The organism is Acetobacterium sp. (genome assembly GCF_041752335.1).
In the GTDB taxonomy this organism is placed as follows: Bacteria; Bacillota; Clostridia; order Eubacteriales; family Eubacteriaceae; genus Acetobacterium.
This window is the reverse complement of the sequence record NZ_JBGSHG010000097.1, coordinates 14,900-31,583: the sequence shown is the minus strand read 5'-3', so window position 1 is coordinate 31,583 and position 16,684 is coordinate 14,900. Positions and strand designations below refer to the sequence as shown.

11 protein-coding genes and 1 pseudogene are annotated in these 16,684 nt (G+C 49.3%); all 12 read right to left on the bottom strand.

The window, feature by feature from the left end:
- Positions 1-2: 2 nt before the first annotated feature.
- Entirely contained in the window at positions 3-1,976 is a 1,974-nt protein-coding gene (locus ACEW8F_RS12545; RefSeq protein ID WP_373483811.1) for a DNA polymerase, read from the bottom strand.
- A 351-nt stretch (positions 1,977-2,327) separates the two neighbouring features.
- Positions 2,328-2,786, bottom strand: a complete 459-nt coding sequence (locus ACEW8F_RS12540; protein ID WP_373483810.1) for a hypothetical protein — start codon at positions 2,784-2,786, stop codon at positions 2,328-2,330.
- 707 nt (positions 2,787-3,493) lie between these two features.
- Complete coding sequence (locus tag ACEW8F_RS12535; protein ID WP_373483809.1) at positions 3,494-3,805, bottom strand: type II toxin-antitoxin system RelE/ParE family toxin; 312 nt, start codon at positions 3,803-3,805, stop codon at positions 3,494-3,496.
- Positions 3,802-4,107 (bottom strand): type II toxin-antitoxin system RelB/DinJ family antitoxin, encoded by a 306-nt coding sequence (locus tag ACEW8F_RS12530; RefSeq protein WP_373483808.1) that lies wholly within the window; start codon positions 4,105-4,107, stop codon positions 3,802-3,804. Before ACEW8F_RS12530 ends, ACEW8F_RS12535 begins: the two co-directional genes overlap by 4 nt.
- 175 nt (positions 4,108-4,282) lie before the next feature.
- Complete coding sequence (locus ACEW8F_RS12525; RefSeq protein ID WP_373483807.1) at positions 4,283-5,089, bottom strand: methyltetrahydrofolate cobalamin methyltransferase; 807 nt, start codon at positions 5,087-5,089, stop codon at positions 4,283-4,285.
- A gap of 93 nt (positions 5,090-5,182) precedes the next feature.
- Positions 5,183-5,815, bottom strand: coding sequence for a B12-binding domain-containing protein (locus tag ACEW8F_RS12520; RefSeq protein ID WP_373483806.1), 633 nt, complete (start codon positions 5,813-5,815; stop codon positions 5,183-5,185).
- A 30-nt stretch (positions 5,816-5,845) separates the two neighbouring features.
- A pseudogene (locus tag ACEW8F_RS12515) lies at positions 5,846-7,393 on the bottom strand (FGGY-family carbohydrate kinase).
- Positions 7,394-7,478: 85 nt separating this feature from the next.
- A complete protein-coding gene (locus ACEW8F_RS12510; protein ID WP_373483805.1) occupies positions 7,479-8,273 on the bottom strand; it encodes an HAD-IIA family hydrolase in 795 nt (264 codons plus the stop codon).
- Positions 8,274-8,318: 45 nt separating this feature from the next.
- Positions 8,319-9,467, bottom strand: a complete 1,149-nt coding sequence (locus tag ACEW8F_RS12505) for a uroporphyrinogen decarboxylase family protein (protein WP_373483804.1) — start codon at positions 9,465-9,467, stop codon at positions 8,319-8,321.
- Positions 9,468-9,844: 377 nt separating this feature from the next.
- Positions 9,845-10,420 (bottom strand): glycerol-3-phosphate responsive antiterminator, encoded by a 576-nt coding sequence (locus ACEW8F_RS12500; RefSeq protein WP_373483803.1) that lies wholly within the window; start codon positions 10,418-10,420, stop codon positions 9,845-9,847.
- Positions 10,421-10,444: 24 nt separating this feature from the next.
- The gene (locus ACEW8F_RS12495) at positions 10,445-12,880 is read right to left on the bottom strand and encodes a PocR ligand-binding domain-containing protein (RefSeq protein WP_373483802.1); all 2,436 of its coding nucleotides are present in this window, start codon (positions 12,878-12,880) and stop codon (positions 10,445-10,447) included.
- Between the two features lie 226 nt (positions 12,881-13,106).
- Complete coding sequence (locus ACEW8F_RS12490; protein ID WP_373483801.1) at positions 13,107-16,274, bottom strand: methyl-accepting chemotaxis protein; 3,168 nt, start codon at positions 16,272-16,274, stop codon at positions 13,107-13,109.
- Between the last annotated feature and the right edge of the window lie 410 nt (positions 16,275-16,684).

Here is a 16,684-nt window from a genome sequence, read left to right as displayed (position 1 = left end):
CCCTACTCGGCCCACGCCGCCAGCGAACCATAGCGGTCGCCCACCGTCACTTCCACGGCCAGGGGCACATCAAACTCCGGGAAGGGCCGGGCTTCCATCACGGCTACAATCCAGGCGATCGCCGCTTCCAGTTGCGGGGTTTCAACCTCAAAAACAATCTCATCATGGACCGTCAGCAGCGGGTGAATCCCCGGCCATTCCGCCAGCCCCGCCTCCAGCCGCACCATCGCCAGCTTTAAGATATCCGCCGCCGTGCCCTGAATCGGGTGGTTCAGCGCCGCCCGCTCAAAATGCTGCTGCAGCCCCTGATCCGGGGCGTTGATCCCCGGGAGACAGCGGCGCCGGCCCAGGGCCGTGTCCACCGTCTCATGATAACGGGCCGCCGCCTTGGTCTGCTGCTGCCAGGGGGTCAGCCCCGGATAGGCCAGCCGCAGATTAAAAATCATCGCCTCACAGGCTTCCAGGCTCAGGCTCAGCCCCGCCTTGACCCGCAGAATATCCTGGAGGCCCCGGGGATAGAGGCCATAAAAAATCCCGAAGTTAATATTCTTGGCCACCGTCCGGCGGGCCTTATAATCCGGATGGCTTTTGTCCAGCGCCTCCGCCAGGGGAATCCCATAAACCGCCGCCGTGGTCACCGCGTGGATATCGCCACCCTCCCGGTAAACCGCCAGCAGATTGGCGTCGCCGGTAAACCAGGCGCCAATGCGCAGCTCGATCTGGCTGTAATCCACCGCCACCAGGGTAGTACCCGGCCGGGCCATCAAGAAATCCCGGACGGCAATGCCATGGACCGCCCCGACCGGCAGGTTCTGACAATTGGGCTGGGCGCTGCTAAACCGCCCGGTGGCCGTCCCCAAAGGCATCAGCCGGGTATGGATGGCGCCCGTGGCGGGATTGATTTTATCGGCCAGCCCCAGGACATAGGTTTTGTACAGCTTGCCCAGCCCCCGATAGGCGCTGATCGCTTCTAAATAGGCCGCCGCCGGCAACCCCTGGGTCCGGCAATAGGCCAGCAGCTGGCCGATGGCATCCTCATCCAGCGAGGCCTTGCCGGTGTCGGTGTGCTTCACCACCGGCAGCCCCAGCTCCTCAAACAGATAAGCCTTGAGGTCATGGGTGGCGGCATTTTTACCCACCCGCACCGGCCGGGTGCCGCCGCTTTCCAGATCGTTCTGATAGATTTCCAGCTGCTGGCAGCAGGCGCTGGCCGCCGCCGCAATCCCGGTCTGATCGGCTAAAAAGCCGCGCTGCTCCATCCGCGCCGTAAACAGCGCCACCGGGCTTTCAAGCGCCTTGACCAGGTGTTCGTGGGCCGGGATGTTCTTTTTAAACCAGTCACTTTCCAGCTCATAAAACCGTCGCGCCAGATCGGCATCGGCGCAGGCATAGGCAATCGTCGCCGCCGCCCGGGGGTCAAGATCAGCAAAAGAGCCCAGCCCGACGACATCGACAAAACCCGGCAGCTCCAGCCCCAACCAGTCCCGGGCCAGGGTTTTTAAGCCCACCTCGGCCAGCGTGCGGAAATGGCCCTGCTCCCGATAAATCAGCAGCGCCCCGGCCATGGTGTCATACACCGGCGCCACCAGGGCAATCCCCCGAGCCAGCAGAAATTTAGCCTCAAAGGCCAGGTTATGGGCGACTTTAATCACCCCGGGATGTTCAAACACCCGCTGCCGTAAAAAATCAAACACCGCCCCGGCCTCCGCATTGAACCCGGCCCCATCGGTATCATGGTGGCCCAGTGGAATATAGAGCGCATCATAACCATTATTTTCTGCTAATGTGGGGGCAACGGCTAACGAAACCCCGATAATCTCCCCGCGATGGGGATCAAGTGCCGCCTCCCGGTCCTCCCGCCAGGCCAACCGCGGCGCCGTTTCAAAATCGAAAGCCACCACCGTGGCACCGGACAGATACGCGTCCAGCACCGCCAGATCAGTGACCAGGCCATACTGTGTTTGTTGAATGTTCATCTCTTACCTCTTTCTCATTAAATTATCTGATCAATTTTGACAAAAAAAACCGAATGAAGTTAATGCCTGCAGCAGCAGGTTAATTAACAACATTCGGTAGGTCAGTGGCACCATATCGGCCCTATTTAACTCGAAATGTGGTTACATTCGATTCTATTTGTATGCCCTGGCCGACCAGCGGACAGAGTGCGATCTTTCAATATTATTCACTGATCTTACAGCAAGTCGGTGAATTCTTTCCTTAGTACATTAACATTTCTGTCGATCAATATTTCTGGCGTGTTCGCACACGTTTTCTCAGTGTCTTTGACACCGTTTTATGATTGTCGCAACGACAATTTTTCTAACCGTTTAATTTTGTGTTAATTCCGGATCGGAATCGTGATTCTTCGACAGCAACACAACCAACTGTCGATTATCCCGGGAACATTTAAAGCGTAAATCCAGTTTGTTCTCCACAACCGCATCAAACAGGCGTTGATCACAATTGGGGCAGCGAATTTTTTGATGTTGATTTTCAAAATCAAGCAGCTCCGGCGACCCTGACTCTAGAAAAGAATGGTGATGATTTTCAATCCTGACCATGACCACTTTTTTGGCCCGGGCGCATTTGAGGGCGACCATACTGGCCCCGTCATGGTGACGATAATCAAACAGGTACCCGACACAATGCTTCTTCTTCTCAAGATCCGCATAGCGGCAGGTCAGCCGGTGGGGACAATCCACCCGCACAAAATCTTTGAAGCACTCCCCCCGCCGTTCCGACGACACATCCATCAAGTTTATCCCATCACTAAAAAAAATATCCAATGGGCCCTCCTTTAATCGTTTTTTTTTATCTCGACAGCCTCATGATGTCCCAACCCCCTTTCGCTATTATGGGTACATTATATCATCAATGGCAATTCTCAGAAAGATATTTCTGAAATTTTTAAAAAATAATTTGACATTTATTTGCTGCAGAAAACGCTTGCATTTCAAATTACATTCAAGTAAAATAAAAAATAGTGTGTATATCCGCCATATTTTTGTCAATTCAGCCAAATTGCCGGTTTTTAAAGTAAAAGCAGCACCTTTGTGATACTTGCTTACTTGTTGTTAATATGGCAATATTGATTATTCCGGTGAATTAATGGGCACGGCGTTTTTCACTTAAGCAACGCTTAAGGTTGTTGGTTTTTCCTGATCCTTTCCGATTTGAGTTCCCCCAAAAACATCCAATGGAATCAGGACGGAATCATGGGGAATCATGGGGACGGCTCTTTTGTGTTCTTACTGCGGGTCTTATTCATCCGGACACACTACCTCCGTCCCCTTGCATTTCCGGTCTTGGCCTTGGCGCATCAAACGTTACACAAAAAAAAGACGGTCGCAATCAGTCATTTCTGATTACTCCCATCTTTTTGAGACTGCCAAACTATCCGCCGATCAGCTGCTGCTACTTTTTAATGCATTCAGGCGGAAGCACAGATTCACCTGACAGCGCTGGTCATAAAAATAATGCTGCTGGCCGCTATCTACAAATGCGCATCGCAATTGCGACTCCCATACATCACCCGAATCACAGTCACGATCGCCTTGTCTGGATCAGCGATATAAAATACCGAATAATTATCCACCGGCATGATGCGCAAGCCACGACTGTGCCAGGGCTCTTTTCCGTAGATTCGAAAACGTTCTGGTAGCTGGTCAAGTTTCATGATGCTTTGTTCCAATCGATCTAACTGGCCGCTGGCATTTTGCCGTGACTTAAGTTCATCAGCGATGTACCTGAAAATGCTCCGCAAATCCGCATCCGCCTGTTCCGTTATAACGATTGCATAACTCATAAATTGTAATTTTTGCGCATATCGGCAAAGGCTATACCAGCCGGCTTGGTCCGGCCGCTTTCTTTGTCGGCATAACCTTTTTCTAATTCGGCATCCAACTCTTCCTCATTCAAGGCCGACAGATCAACCCGGCCTGGCGACGGAATTTTCACATCAAACGGCAGACCTTTCTGTAAAATGATCTGTTTATAAAACATATTGATTGCGTTGGATGCGGGAATTCCCAGCACGGTTAAAATCCGCTCGGCTTCTTCCTTCACTTCCGGCTCGATTCTGGCATAGAGATTAGCTGATTTTGCCATCGCTTATCAACTCCTTTCAAATCATACGGTGACAGTCGTTGCAACGTCCGTTGGGCTTTGTGTCAGTATTTTACTTTCGCTAGGACTGCATATCATTGCTGCTTAATTTTATTATACGCATATGTCCGCACAAACGCAATACATTATCAATTTATTATTTGATCAAGAGGACGGTTCATTTTGCTTGCTGGCCAATTCTTCCTTGTCTAAAAGCCTGGCTATATTTTTTACAATATCGATCCTTTCCCATCAGTGCATTGGTCGCAAACACGGTTCCCATGATCTCTCGGTTAAGGGGATCCATAACCGCTGAATCCAACCCCGCCTGTATCGCCATGACCATAAAGGTTTTATTCATTAACGCCCGTGCTGGAAGTCCAAAAGAAATGTTACTAATCGCCCCGGTTACATGAATGGTTGGAAATAAGGCTTTAATTGCCTTGATCTCTGCGGTGAAGTTCAGCGGTGAATTGCTGTCTGTTGCCATTGCCAGAACACAGGGGTCAATATGAATACGCTCAGGGGCAACACCATACTGCGAGGCCTTCTCGACCATGCTTTTGGTAATATCCAGCTTCATTTGAAGATCCGTGGGAATGCCCGTATTATCACAGGTTAATCCCACAAATTCCCAGCTATTGCCTGCCAGCAAGGGCAGCAGAATCTCGCATTTATCGCCTTCTTCCGAAATTGAGTTGATCAGTCCTGGTTTTTCTACGTTTTTAAATACGGCTTCGATCACCCGGGGATTTGGACTGTCCAGGCAAAGGGGGGTGTCTGTCGCAGCTTGAGCCACATCCACCAGCCATCTTAGCGCTTCTATTTCATGTTCAGGCGCGGTGCTGGCGCATAAATCAATATAATCTGCACCGGCTTCGGCCTGCTTTTTCGCCAGCTCACCAATAAATGCGGCATCTCTTTTTTCGATCGCTTCCTTAACGGCAGGTATGGTACCATTAATTTTTTCTCCTATTATTATCATCGATTACCTCCAATAACAGGCAAGCATCAATTTTTGACACCTGCCTGATCGCCTCTCAAATCATCCAACTATTTCTTTATTTCTGATCCGCCATTATTTTTGGCACAGTTCGACTGCCAGCGCTGCGGCTCCACCGGCATCTTTAGCGTATCCATCACATTTCATGCGGTCACAGAATTCCTGGGTGATCGGTGCTCCACCAATCATAATTTTGATCTTATCCCGGATGCCGGCCTCCTCAAAAGCTTTGACAACCTTTGGGGTTTCCGGCATGGTGGTGGTCAGAAGAATTGAACACGCCACAAGATCGGCATTATTTTTTATGGCGGCCTCAACAAATTTTTCAGCCGGCACATCAATCCCAATGTCGATGACCTTTAATCCCCGTCCTTCTAGCATCATCCCCACTAAATTTTTGCCGATATCATGCATATCACCTTGTACACTACCGAGGACCACGGTACCAATTGCGTTACGATCGGCATCGGTGAGTAGTGGCTTAAGCAGCTTTGATCCTTCCATCATGGCATGACAAGAGCAAAGCACTTCCGGAATATACAACTCATCGCGACTGAATTCGTCCCCCACAATGGCCATCCCGGCCATCATCGCGTCTAATACTTGCTGGGGACTGCAACCCGCCTCAATGGCTTCCTGGACCAGCAGTGGCATTTCTTTTTCGTCACCATCATACAGGGCTGCGGCTATTTTTTCTAAAATCTCCATGTTTTCTCCATTTCTTTTCCTTTTTAAACACTATTTTAGTGCTAGTTTTACAAGCCGCTCATAGACCCCAGCCTTCGCTAAAGCCTGGTATGCGTCTTTATAGACATCAAAGTATGCGGTGTAAATTTCATGATTTTCCATATTCGGTTCACACTTGGCAATGATTTGAACCATTTTTTCAACGGCCTCGTTGATGGTTGGATACAATCCGGCGCCTTTGGCTGCCAGAATCGCTGCGCCTAAGGATGTCGCTTCTTCGATTGCCAGAATGCTACAGGGTTTTCCGAAAATATCAGCCTGGATCTGATTCCAGACGGGTGACTTCGAGGCACCACCACTGATAACAATCTGATCGATTTGGACCCCGTTGGTAATCATTTATTCAATGATTTCTCTGGTTTCAAAGGTGACCCCTTCCATAATCGCTCGTGCCAGGGCCGGTCGTTCGTGTCCCAATGTCAATCCAATGAAGGTGCCCCGGGCAAAAGGATCCCAGTTTGGCGCGGCTGAGCTGGCAAAATAGGGAATGCAGATCAGTCCGTTTGAACCGGGTTTGATTTCGGCCACTTGTTCGTTAATATAATCATAAGGGTCCTTGCCAGTTTCTTTGGCCAGGGCAACTTCAGGGATTGCGAATTCGTTTCGATACCATTTAAGCGAACTGCCGGCGGCATTCTGCAGACCTTCAGTCTCCCATTTTCCCGCAACCGCATGAGCGGAACAGGGCAAACGCATACTGTCATCATAAAGCGGCTGGTCCATATAAGCCAGGGTTACCGCTGCCGTCCCGACGGTTACTTCGATGACGCCTTTTTTCACCGCACCAGCGCCAATCCCGGCGCATTGCTGATCGCCGCCGCCGGATACTAACAGGGTTCCTGCTGCATAGCCGGTGCGTTCGGCGGCCTGTGGGGATACTTTTCCAATCACCTCACCGGAAGGAACCAGCTTAGGCAGTTTGGCTGCATCAATTTCCAGGGTGTCAATTAATTCCTGACTCCACGCAAATGTTTTGATGTCCATCAGTCCCTGCAGGGAACCATTTGACCAGTCTTCAAAATAATCTTCGGCACCCAGTTTCATCAGGATCCGTTCCTGATCCAACGCGAACTTATAGGTCTTTTCATACAGTTCCGGCTGATGTTTTTTAATCCACATGATTTTACTGACGGTCCACACCGGCGCAATCGGCAAACCGGTGATATCATAATATTTTTCGGCGCCAATTTTTTCGGTCATGATATTGCATTCTTCAAACGAACGGCTATCCTGCCAGGAAATAGCCGATCTCAAGGCCATCCCCTTTTCATCCACCGGCGTAAATGTACAGCGTTGTGTCGACAAACCGATGGAGACAATGCTTTCTGGTTCAATCCCGGCTTTTTCGATCGCTTCCTTTGACGCCGCACAGGTCATCTCCCAGGTCATTTCACCATCTTGCTCAACCCAACCCGATTTCGGGAAGGTACAGGGATATTCCCGATAGGCACTACTGACCTTATTGCCATCCAGATCAAATATAATGACCTTAACCCCAGTTGTTCCAACATCAATACCACTTACATAATTTTTAATCATCTCTTTATCTCCTTTTTCAAAAGTAGTTGATTGATCATCGTTTTGCTTGTTTAAAACGATGGTTTCTATTTCTGTTCGGACACGATTACAGATACAATGCCATTTCTGCCAGCGAGGTAAAAATCCCATCCGGCTTAACATCGGATTTTTCTACATCATCCAGGGTTGCTTCGCCAGATAAAACCAGAAATCCTTGGCCGCCATTATTAACGCCGGTGGCCACATCGGTATATAAACGATCCCCCACAAAGGCCACCTTTTCCCTTTTGTAGCCGGTCACCGCGAGAATCATCGCCATCGTTTCCGGAAACGGTTTTCCCAAATACTTTGGTTCGACACCGGTAGATTTGGTGATCAGGGCACAAATAGAGCCGCAGTCTGGCATAAAGCCGTCCTTCAGGGGGCACACCAGATCCAGGTGCGTTGCCAGGAAAATGGCGCCGTCATGGATACTCCGGCAAATCTTATCCAGCTTTTCATAGGTTAAGCTGGTATCAAAGCTGGCAACAACCACATCGGGGTGTTGTTCAACCAGATTCACACCGCTTTTTTTAAAACTTTCTTCAAGCAGCGGCGTCCCCATTAAATAAATCTTTTTTCCGGGATACCATTTTTTTAAATAATCGATGGTAACATCACCGGAGGTAATAATCCGCTCTTTGCCAATCTGACAACCCATTTTTGCTAACTTTTGTTGGTAAAATTCAGCCGTTCGCGAAGAATTGTTGGTAAACAGAATGAAATCACGGCCCGTTAATTTTACTTTCTGCATGAATTCGATGGCACCGGCAATTAATTCATCACCTAAATAGATGGTGCCATCCATGTCTAACACAAACAACTCAACCTCTTTTAAGGCCGCCTGTTTTTCTCGTCGCATCGTTTATAAGTCCTTTCGCAAGTCAGCCTACTAATAATCAAACGGCTATAACTTAATTGGATACTGGCCAAATTCTTTGGCACATTGCACCATGTAAATCAGGTTTTCGGCACTGACATCACTTTGGACATTGTGGGCCGGTGCCATTAAAAAGCCGCCGCCTGGCGCTAATGCTTTGATTGCATCAATGACTTCATTTTTGATCTCTTCTTTGGTACCAAACGGCAGAATATTTTGAATATCAATATTGCCGTGGAAGACGATGCGATCCCCAAACGCTTGTTTAAGTTCATAACGATTCATGTCCTTGGCCGCCGGTTGCACCGGGTCGAGAATATCCACCCCCGATTCGATTAAGTCTTCAATAAAAGGCTTAACCGCGCCACAGCTATGGAGCATAATTTTCGCCGCCGGATTCTTGGCGGTGAGGGTTGCTTTGGCATGTCGCCATAATTCCTGAAGATGTGGCTTAACAACATTGCGAAAGGATTTGGGGGAAATCAAGGTGCGATCCTGCATCCCCAGATCTTCGCCACTCAGTCTCAAAATATCCACATATTCGCCCACTTCATTCATACAGCATTCATTGATGCGCTTTTGAATCTGACAGATTTTATCCATCAAGGCATGGGCAAACGCCTGATTGTTGACCAAATCCATATACCATCGCTCATGACCCCGCATATAGGTGGCTACTTCAAAAACGGCGCCGCCAAATTTAGCCAGGATCGCCAGATCCGTCTGCGCCCTAACTTCCTCCATCTCTTCCCGCAAACCAGCATAACGGATCGGATCATCGGGATTTGGCCACTGATAGGTCTTAAGATCTTCAATGGTCGCTTTCGCCAAAGGCGGATTCTGCAGTTCAAAATAAAAATGTCCGCCGTCGATGGCCGTTTTTTTCCAATAACAGCCCCACTCGTCGGTAAAACTGCCGTCATCAAATTTTTTGCTATGCACTGAAGTTCCTGAACGCGGTGAGATGTAATACATATCGGTTCCCAACGCCTGAATCATCTCAAGGGGCATTTGGACATCCGTCCAATGGCCCATCCGGGGGCTGTCCGGCAAATGCTCCAGGTTAAGGGCTTTTTTCATATCCCGATACACATCAATGGTTAAAACCATGTCCACTGGGACCCGATCCGGTTCTTGATGATTCACCGCTGCTAATACTCGTTCTCGTGAATTCATACGACTCTCCTTTTGTAATTGGTTTTTTCCATTTTTTCACGCTGATTGAAACGGCCTTTTTTCAATCAACGATCATTTAAAAACCGTGGTTAAACTCAGGGAATAAAAAAAACCACGAAAAACAAGCTCATGCCGCTAAGCACTCGTTTTCGTGGTTTCTACATTCTCAAACCAAAAATTATATAATTTTGATAGGCAAATATTAGCATGAATTAAAACCGTTGTCAAGATATTTTTGTAATATCTCCCGCAAGCATTGTTTTAAATGGTTGATAAGTACTGTTTACCAACACATTCTCGTAAATTTCATGACTTTATGTTTTAACCGGATCTTCTTAAATCAATCTGGAAATGGTTTCGCCCAAATCCTGCTAAGCTTAATCAACCATATTCCAGATTTTTCGGCAGCTACAGACAATATTTGAAGCACCAGCACGAATCATCGTTTTAACATCTTCTTCACTGGAAATCAGACCGCTTGTAATCACCGGTTGCGAATTCTCTGTGCTCACCTTTTTTACAACCCTTGGTATAACACCGGGTGTTAACTCGATAAAATCAGGATGGGATAGTTTAATTAAATTCATGCCACTATTAAGGGCCTGAAAATCCATTAAAAAAATGCGGTGGACGGTGATTAAATTTTCTTCTTTGCCAATTTTTAAGATATTCGTCTTTGTCGAAATAATCCCATCAATACCAAAATGTTCTTTGGCAAAGTTTATGCCGCCGTGATCTTTGCCGATGCCTTCAATCAGATCCATATGCAAAAACAATAACCCGCCCTTATCTTTATGAATTTTCATTTCTTTTTGTACTTTAAAAACGTCGCCTCCGACCATAAAAATAATGCGAACGCTGGAGTCTAAAGCACTGGCATAATCTTCCTGGGTTCGCACGCCAGCGATCACCGGGTATTCTTTGAATTTTAAAAGTTTTTGTTTGCTAATCATATAAAGAACCTTTCTGAAACGATCTTAATTACTACTACTTGATAGCTGCTCAATAAAAACCGCCACCAGTTCGGGATCAAACTGGGTGCCGGCATGGTTTCGCAGTTCGACGATGGCCTCTTCCTGAGAGAGCACCGGCTTGTAGCTGCGCGCACTGATCATCGCATCATAGGCGTCGGCGATGGCGCAGATCCGTGACTGCAGCGGGATTTCCAGGCCCTTAAGGCCTTTCGGATAGCCTTGTCCATCCCAACGTTCATGATGGGCCAGGACATAATCGGCAATCTCGATCATATCGTTATTGGTGCATAGAATGCGGTAGCCGATTTCGGCGTGATTTCTCATTTCCAGCCATTCGGCCTCAGTGAGACTGTCAGGTTTATTGAGGATCTTGTCGGAGATGGCGATTTTGCCGATATCGTGGAGCAAGCCAAAGGCTTTCAGCTCCTTGATCTGATAGTTTTCCATTGCCAGAGCCGCACCCATCTTTTCACAGAATTCCGAGACCTGTCGGGAATGAATTTCCTCGCGATCACTCTTACTATTGAGGGCGGCGACGATATTGTCGATGACTCGGCCCTTTAAACTGGGACCTTCATAGAGTTTGTTGTGGTACATGATATCTTCGGCCTGTTTGAAGATTTCCCCGATCTCCTCGGTGGCGCTGGTTTTGGTGGCCGACCCGAAGGAAACCGAGATTTCCAGGCCCTCGATGCTCTCCTTTTGCAACAGCTTTTTGATCCGTTTGATCAGTTGGGCGGCTTCAAAGGCATCGGTTTTAGGGAACAGCAGGATAAACTCATCGCCGCCGATCCGGGCAATGATGTCATCGGAGCGGCAGCCGTTGGTCAGGGCGGCGGCGGTCTTGATCAGCAGCTGATCGCCGGTGGCATGGCCAAAGGAATCGTTGATCAGTTTGAGGCCGTTGACATCGCCCATCACAATCGTCAGCGGCCAGTTTCTGGCGGTATCCAGCCGGGCCAGTTCTTCTTCATAAAAGCGGCGATTATAGGTGCCGGTGAGGTGATCATGAAAGCTTATATATTTAATTTCTTCCTGGCTTTTTTTCTTCTCGGTAAAATCCCGGAAGACCAGCACCACCCCGGTGAGATTACCCTGTTCATCGATGATCGGCGCGGCACTGTCTTCAATCGGCCGTTCGCTGCCGTCTTTGGAAATCAGCAGGGTATGATTGGCCAGCTCGATGATGGCTTCCGCGGCCAGCGCTTTGGCGACGGGGTTTTCACAGCGTTCCCGGGTGCATTCATTGACGATCACAAAAACCTCATCGATTGGTTTGCCCGCCGCTTCGGCCGGGGTCCAGCCGGTGAGCTGTTCGGCAATTTTGTTCATGATCAGCACCTGTCCCCTGGTATCGGTGGCGATAACACCGTCGCCAATTGAAAACAGGGTCGTTCTAAACAATTCTTTTTCATTATAAAGCTGGGCTTCCATGGCCTTTTGTTGAGTGATGTCCTGGAGGATGCAATGGGTCTGTTTAAAGCCGCCGTCGACATCATAGCCAATCTTGCCGTCAAAGGCGATGGTCAGCCGCTGGCCGTCTTTGGTGCGCATTTCAAATTCACTGTGGATGTAGCCCTGGGACTTGAACAGCGGAAAGCGCTGGCGAAAGCCTTCCACATATTCCGGGCAGAGAAAATCGCCAAACCATTTTCCGATCACTTCCGCTTTTTGATAGCCTAAGATTTCCAGCCATTTGGGATTCACCTCAAGAAAATTGCCGTCAAAATCCAGGGACTGGTAGCCCAGCGGGGCGCGGGTAAAGAGCAGCTGAAATCTTTTTTCACTCTCTTTCAGTTCGGCTTCGGCCCGCTGGCGTTCGCTCAGGGTCCGGGACAAACTGAGGTTTTTAAAACCCAGGTCCGAGATCATCGTCCCCATCCTGGCATGAAAGGCCATCACCGCCTTAACGGTTTCGTGGTCATAGCGGGGCACCCGCTGCAGGGCGTCCAGGTAGGCGCTCTCATCAAAGCCATAGCGGCGGGCCTGCTGGCGGAAGTATTCCAGATCCAGCACTTCATCGGTATAGATAAACTGGCCAAAATAGATATTGCCGAGATGCTGGCCGGAAACCACAATCGGTGAGGAGATATCCCACATCCCGTTTTTGCAGTGATAGGCCTGGAAGGTTCCCGGCTCCACCGCCTGGGCCAGTACGGTGTCGCTCTCAATACAGTTTTTCCGGGTTTCGGGATGGCAGCGATGAAACTTGGTGCAGATGTCCTGCCAACCGACGCTGATCAGCACCTCTCCCCTGGTGTCGACAATGGCACTCAGCATCCCGGTGAGCTGCTGAAAACTTTCCAGCAGGGCCTGCACGGCCGGAACATCAATGATGTCAGCCAGGGCCAGTTCACCCCAATCGATTTCCGGCTCGATTGTTGCCGTCAGATTGTGGGGCGCTGTCGCTTCAGTGTGCGGACCTGCTTCAGAATTCACGCAGATTACCTCCTTTTTTCTGAGGATTTGTCATTTTCATTGTTTCTACCCGGTTTAAGGTGTTTCAAACAGGGCTGATAATATTATTTTGCGATCTTTATTTGTCGGGGCTTGCTGTCGCTGATTATCACCCCCTTAAAAAGCAAAGCGGATCCACACCAGCAATTGCTGATGTGGATCCGCTTTTGATCAATTGGCCAAAAGGCCTGGTATTCTGATAGTGCAATTAGTATTTATCGATGTTCAGGTCACCCAGGTCAATGGTTGGTTCCGCGGCGGTTTTCTTTGTCACTTCAATTCTTTTGGGCGTTGAAATGGCCGCTGTATAAGATTTGCTGTTGCTTCTCAGTTTAAAAGTATCCACCAGTTGTTTTAGCAGCTCGGCCTGGCCGGACAGTTCTTCGCTGGCGGCGGCGCTTTCTTCGGCGGTGGCAGAATTCTGCTGGACCACATGGGCGACCTGTTCGACGCCGGTATCAATCTGGGCAATGCCCGAGGCCTGCTCGTTGGAGGCCACCGCAATATTCCCGATCAGGGAGGTGACCTTTTCGATGCCGGCGACAATGTCATTCAGGGCTGCGGCGGTATTATCGGCAATTTTAGTGCCTTGCTGGACATTGTCGATGGAGCCTTCAATCAAGACCGTCGTTTCCTTGGCGGCCTGGGCACTGCGGAACGCCAGGCTGCGCACTTCTTCGGCGACGACCGCGAAGCCTTTACCGTGCTGACCGGCCCGGGCTGCTTCGACAGCGGCATTGAGGGCCAGAATATTGGTCTGGAAGGCGATGTCATCAATGACCTTAATAATTTTGGAAATATCATTGGAAGACTGGTTGATCGCCACCATCGAGTTCTGCATTTGTGACATCTGGGCGTTGCCCTTGGCGGCGTGATCTTTAACGGTATCGGCCAGTTCCCGGGCCTTATTGGCGTCCACCGCATTGTGCTTGGTCTGATCAGCAATTTCGGCAATGGAAGCGGTCAGTTCCTGCACCGAGCTGGCCTGTTCGGTGGAACCCTGAGCCAACGCCTGACTGCCATCGGAAACCTGGCCGGAGCCGGAGGCGACCTGTTCGGCAGCGACATTGATGTCGCCCATAACATTGTTTAACGAATCAATGATCACATTAATGGCATTGGAGATGGTGACAAAGTCACCCCGGAATTCCCGGGCATTTTCGATCGCCAGATTGCCCTGGGATAATTGTTCGATTTTTTCGGTAATTTCGTTGACCACAACAGCCAACATATCAATCGTGTTGTTCACCGTTTGCTTGAGTTCATTGATATCACCTTGATAATCACCGCTGATCCGCGTTTGGAGGTGACCGTTGGAGATGGCATCCATCACGGCCAGAACCTCACCCAGGGGCTTGCTGATTTCGTCAAGGATGGCATCCATGCCGCCCACCAGTTCGGCCCAGGCCCCCTGGAACTGGCTGGGATCGGCGCGGACCTGGAGGTTCCCGTCGATTACCGCATTGGAAATCATCGTGGCCCCCTCAATCATGTTGCCAATCGATTTTTTAACAGCGGCTAAACTATAACTGATTTCAGTGAACTGGGTGCTGATTTCACTGGTGTACTGATCAGCGGGGCTGATGTTCAGATCAAAATCCAGATTCCCCTCGGCCAGTCGCATCAGGTTTGCTGCCAGCCGTTTTACTTCCACACTCTGATATTCGGCCGCTTTTTTCGTCCCGGTAATGTCCTGGACGATTTCAACGTGGCCGACTTTTTCGCCTTTTTGATTGTTGATATAGGCGGTATCGACCTGGAAATTCAAGCCCTGCTGTTCAAACAGGGTTTGAATCTGACCCTGTCTTAATCCGGCCACGCCGCATTTTTCAGTATTACAGATGTTGGCATTCCAGTTGCTGCATTGGCTCCCCAGAACATCCTGACGTTTAACCCCGAGGAGATTTTCGACGGGCTGATTGATGAAGGTCCAGTTCATCTCCAGATCCGTTGCTGACATCGCAAACGGTACGGCATCCAGGAGGGCTTCATACCAGACCATCTTATCGACGACGGTATCGAGGGTCTGGTTGACGCCGGCAAGCACCTGGGCATATTCGCCGTTATGCTGGCTGACCGCGGCCCGCCTGGTGAAATCACCGCGAATCGCCGAATCGGAAAGCATCATGGTATCAGCAACCAGGTTGCCGATGGCCTGTTTAATGGAAACCATGCTGTTGCCAAGGACATCCTTGTCCGACTGGGGCTGGATCTCAATGGATAAATCCCCCCGGGCCATCTTTTGGGCGACTTCGGCCTGAGCGCGGATATTTTCGGCCATATTGACAAAGGATTTAGTCAGTTCGCCGATTTCATCGGCTTTGGCGTTATCAGCGATGGTGTAGTCAATATCGACGGCCCCTAAAGCCATAAGATCAGCGGCCTCAGCCAGTTTGGCAATCGGCCGGATAAAGCTGCGGGTGGAGATGATAATCAGTCCCACGATAACGAACAGACCGAGGCCGAAGATCACCAGCATCATCGTCTGAATGGCGGCGAAGGACTGGTTGAATTCTGACATTGGCAGTCCGGTGGCCAGCACCCAACCGGTATCACCGATCTCAGTGACATAACCCTGGCTGTCGGTGCCGGCGGAAGCATAGGCAATCGGGCCGGCGCTTTTATCGGTCAGGGCGGCGATGATATTTTCGGAGAGATCGGTATCGCTGAGCGGACCGTTGTTAAACTCCGGATTGGGATGATCAAAAACCATGCCGCTGTTGGTTGAGACTACAAAAAAACCGGTTTCGCCAATTTTATTTTCAGCGATGATTTCTTTGATCCGATCAATGGAGACATCGACACAGGTGGCCCCGATCATTTCGTCGGTACCCGCTTTAAATACCGGCGCCACAACGCTGACAATGATTGATTTGGTCGCAATGTCTTCATAGGGTTCAGAGATAAATACTTCTTTTTTCTCCAGTAATTCCTTAAACCAGGGTCGGGCATTAATATCGTAATCCGCAGTAGACACAACACCATCAGACTGGGCATACTGACTGGAATCGATATCGGCAACCCAGGTAACCCGGATATTTTCGGGATCGGTGGAGACGACATTATCCAGGGTCTGTTTGATTTCCGGAAAATTGGCTGTGGTGGTGATGCCGATTCCCGGGGTGACCTGTTCAAAGTAACTGCGGATTTCTGGATTAGTCGACATCTGGTTGGCTGCTTCCAGATAGGTCGTAAAATAACTCTCAATTTCGTTGGAAACCGATTGTGAGCGGGCCGAAAGCTCATCGATGGTAATTCTGGTGATGGCCTGGTTTACAATATACAGTGAAACCCCGGCCACCATCGCAAAAATAATGGCGACGGGCAATCCAATGGACAACAACATACGGGCGAGTAATCCTTTTTTCTGACTCATTTCTTTTCTCCTTTTGCTCATCAAGAACGATAACAAATTCTGATTGTCGTTTTAAAGACCTAAATCAACGGGAATTAAGTCGCAACTCATCACTAAATTGAGATAAAGGATGACCGCAAATCCACGTCAATTTTAATCATGGGCTATTCCTGATAAAGAACTCATCGTTATTGTGCCATATTAACATATTACAGATTACGTTTCCAGCCTAATTTTAATTTTAACAAATAATTACGACATCGCCACAAACGATCGGCCTGGTTAATCCGCGCACAAAGCTGAACGTGGGATGGTCCCGGCAATCGTGATCAAGCATCAGATTCGAGCGCGTGTAAAATATAAAAGGCACCCCCTTGCGGAGCTGCCTTGTTGACATTCATATAACCTGTTGATTTATCATTCCCAGCTGA

What these genes read in the sequence shown, in the direction of transcription:
- ACEW8F_RS12545 (WP_373483811.1), bottom strand. Translation starts at nt 1,976, where the DNA reads ATGAACATTCAACAAACACAGTATGGCCTGGTCACTGATCTGGCGGTG.
- ACEW8F_RS12535 (WP_373483809.1), bottom strand. Translation starts at nt 3,805, where the DNA reads ATGAGTTATGCAATCGTTATAACGGAACAGGCGGATGCGGATTTGCGG.
- ACEW8F_RS12530 (WP_373483808.1), bottom strand. Translation starts at nt 4,107, where the DNA reads ATGGCAAAATCAGCTAATCTCTATGCCAGAATCGAGCCGGAAGTGAAG.
- ACEW8F_RS12525 (WP_373483807.1), bottom strand. Translation starts at nt 5,089, where the DNA reads ATGATAATAATAGGAGAAAAAATTAATGGTACCATACCTGCCGTTAAG.
- ACEW8F_RS12520 (WP_373483806.1), bottom strand. Translation starts at nt 5,815, where the DNA reads ATGGAGATTTTAGAAAAAATAGCCGCAGCCCTGTATGATGGTGACGAA.
- ACEW8F_RS12510 (WP_373483805.1), bottom strand. Translation starts at nt 8,273, where the DNA reads ATGCGACGAGAAAAACAGGCGGCCTTAAAAGAGGTTGAGTTGTTTGTG.
- ACEW8F_RS12505 (WP_373483804.1), bottom strand. Translation starts at nt 9,467, where the DNA reads ATGAATTCACGAGAACGAGTATTAGCAGCGGTGAATCATCAAGAACCG.
- ACEW8F_RS12500 (WP_373483803.1), bottom strand. Translation starts at nt 10,420, where the DNA reads ATGATTAGCAAACAAAAACTTTTAAAATTCAAAGAATACCCGGTGATC.
- ACEW8F_RS12490 (WP_373483801.1), bottom strand. Translation starts at nt 16,274, where the DNA reads ATGAGTCAGAAAAAAGGATTACTCGCCCGTATGTTGTTGTCCATTGGA.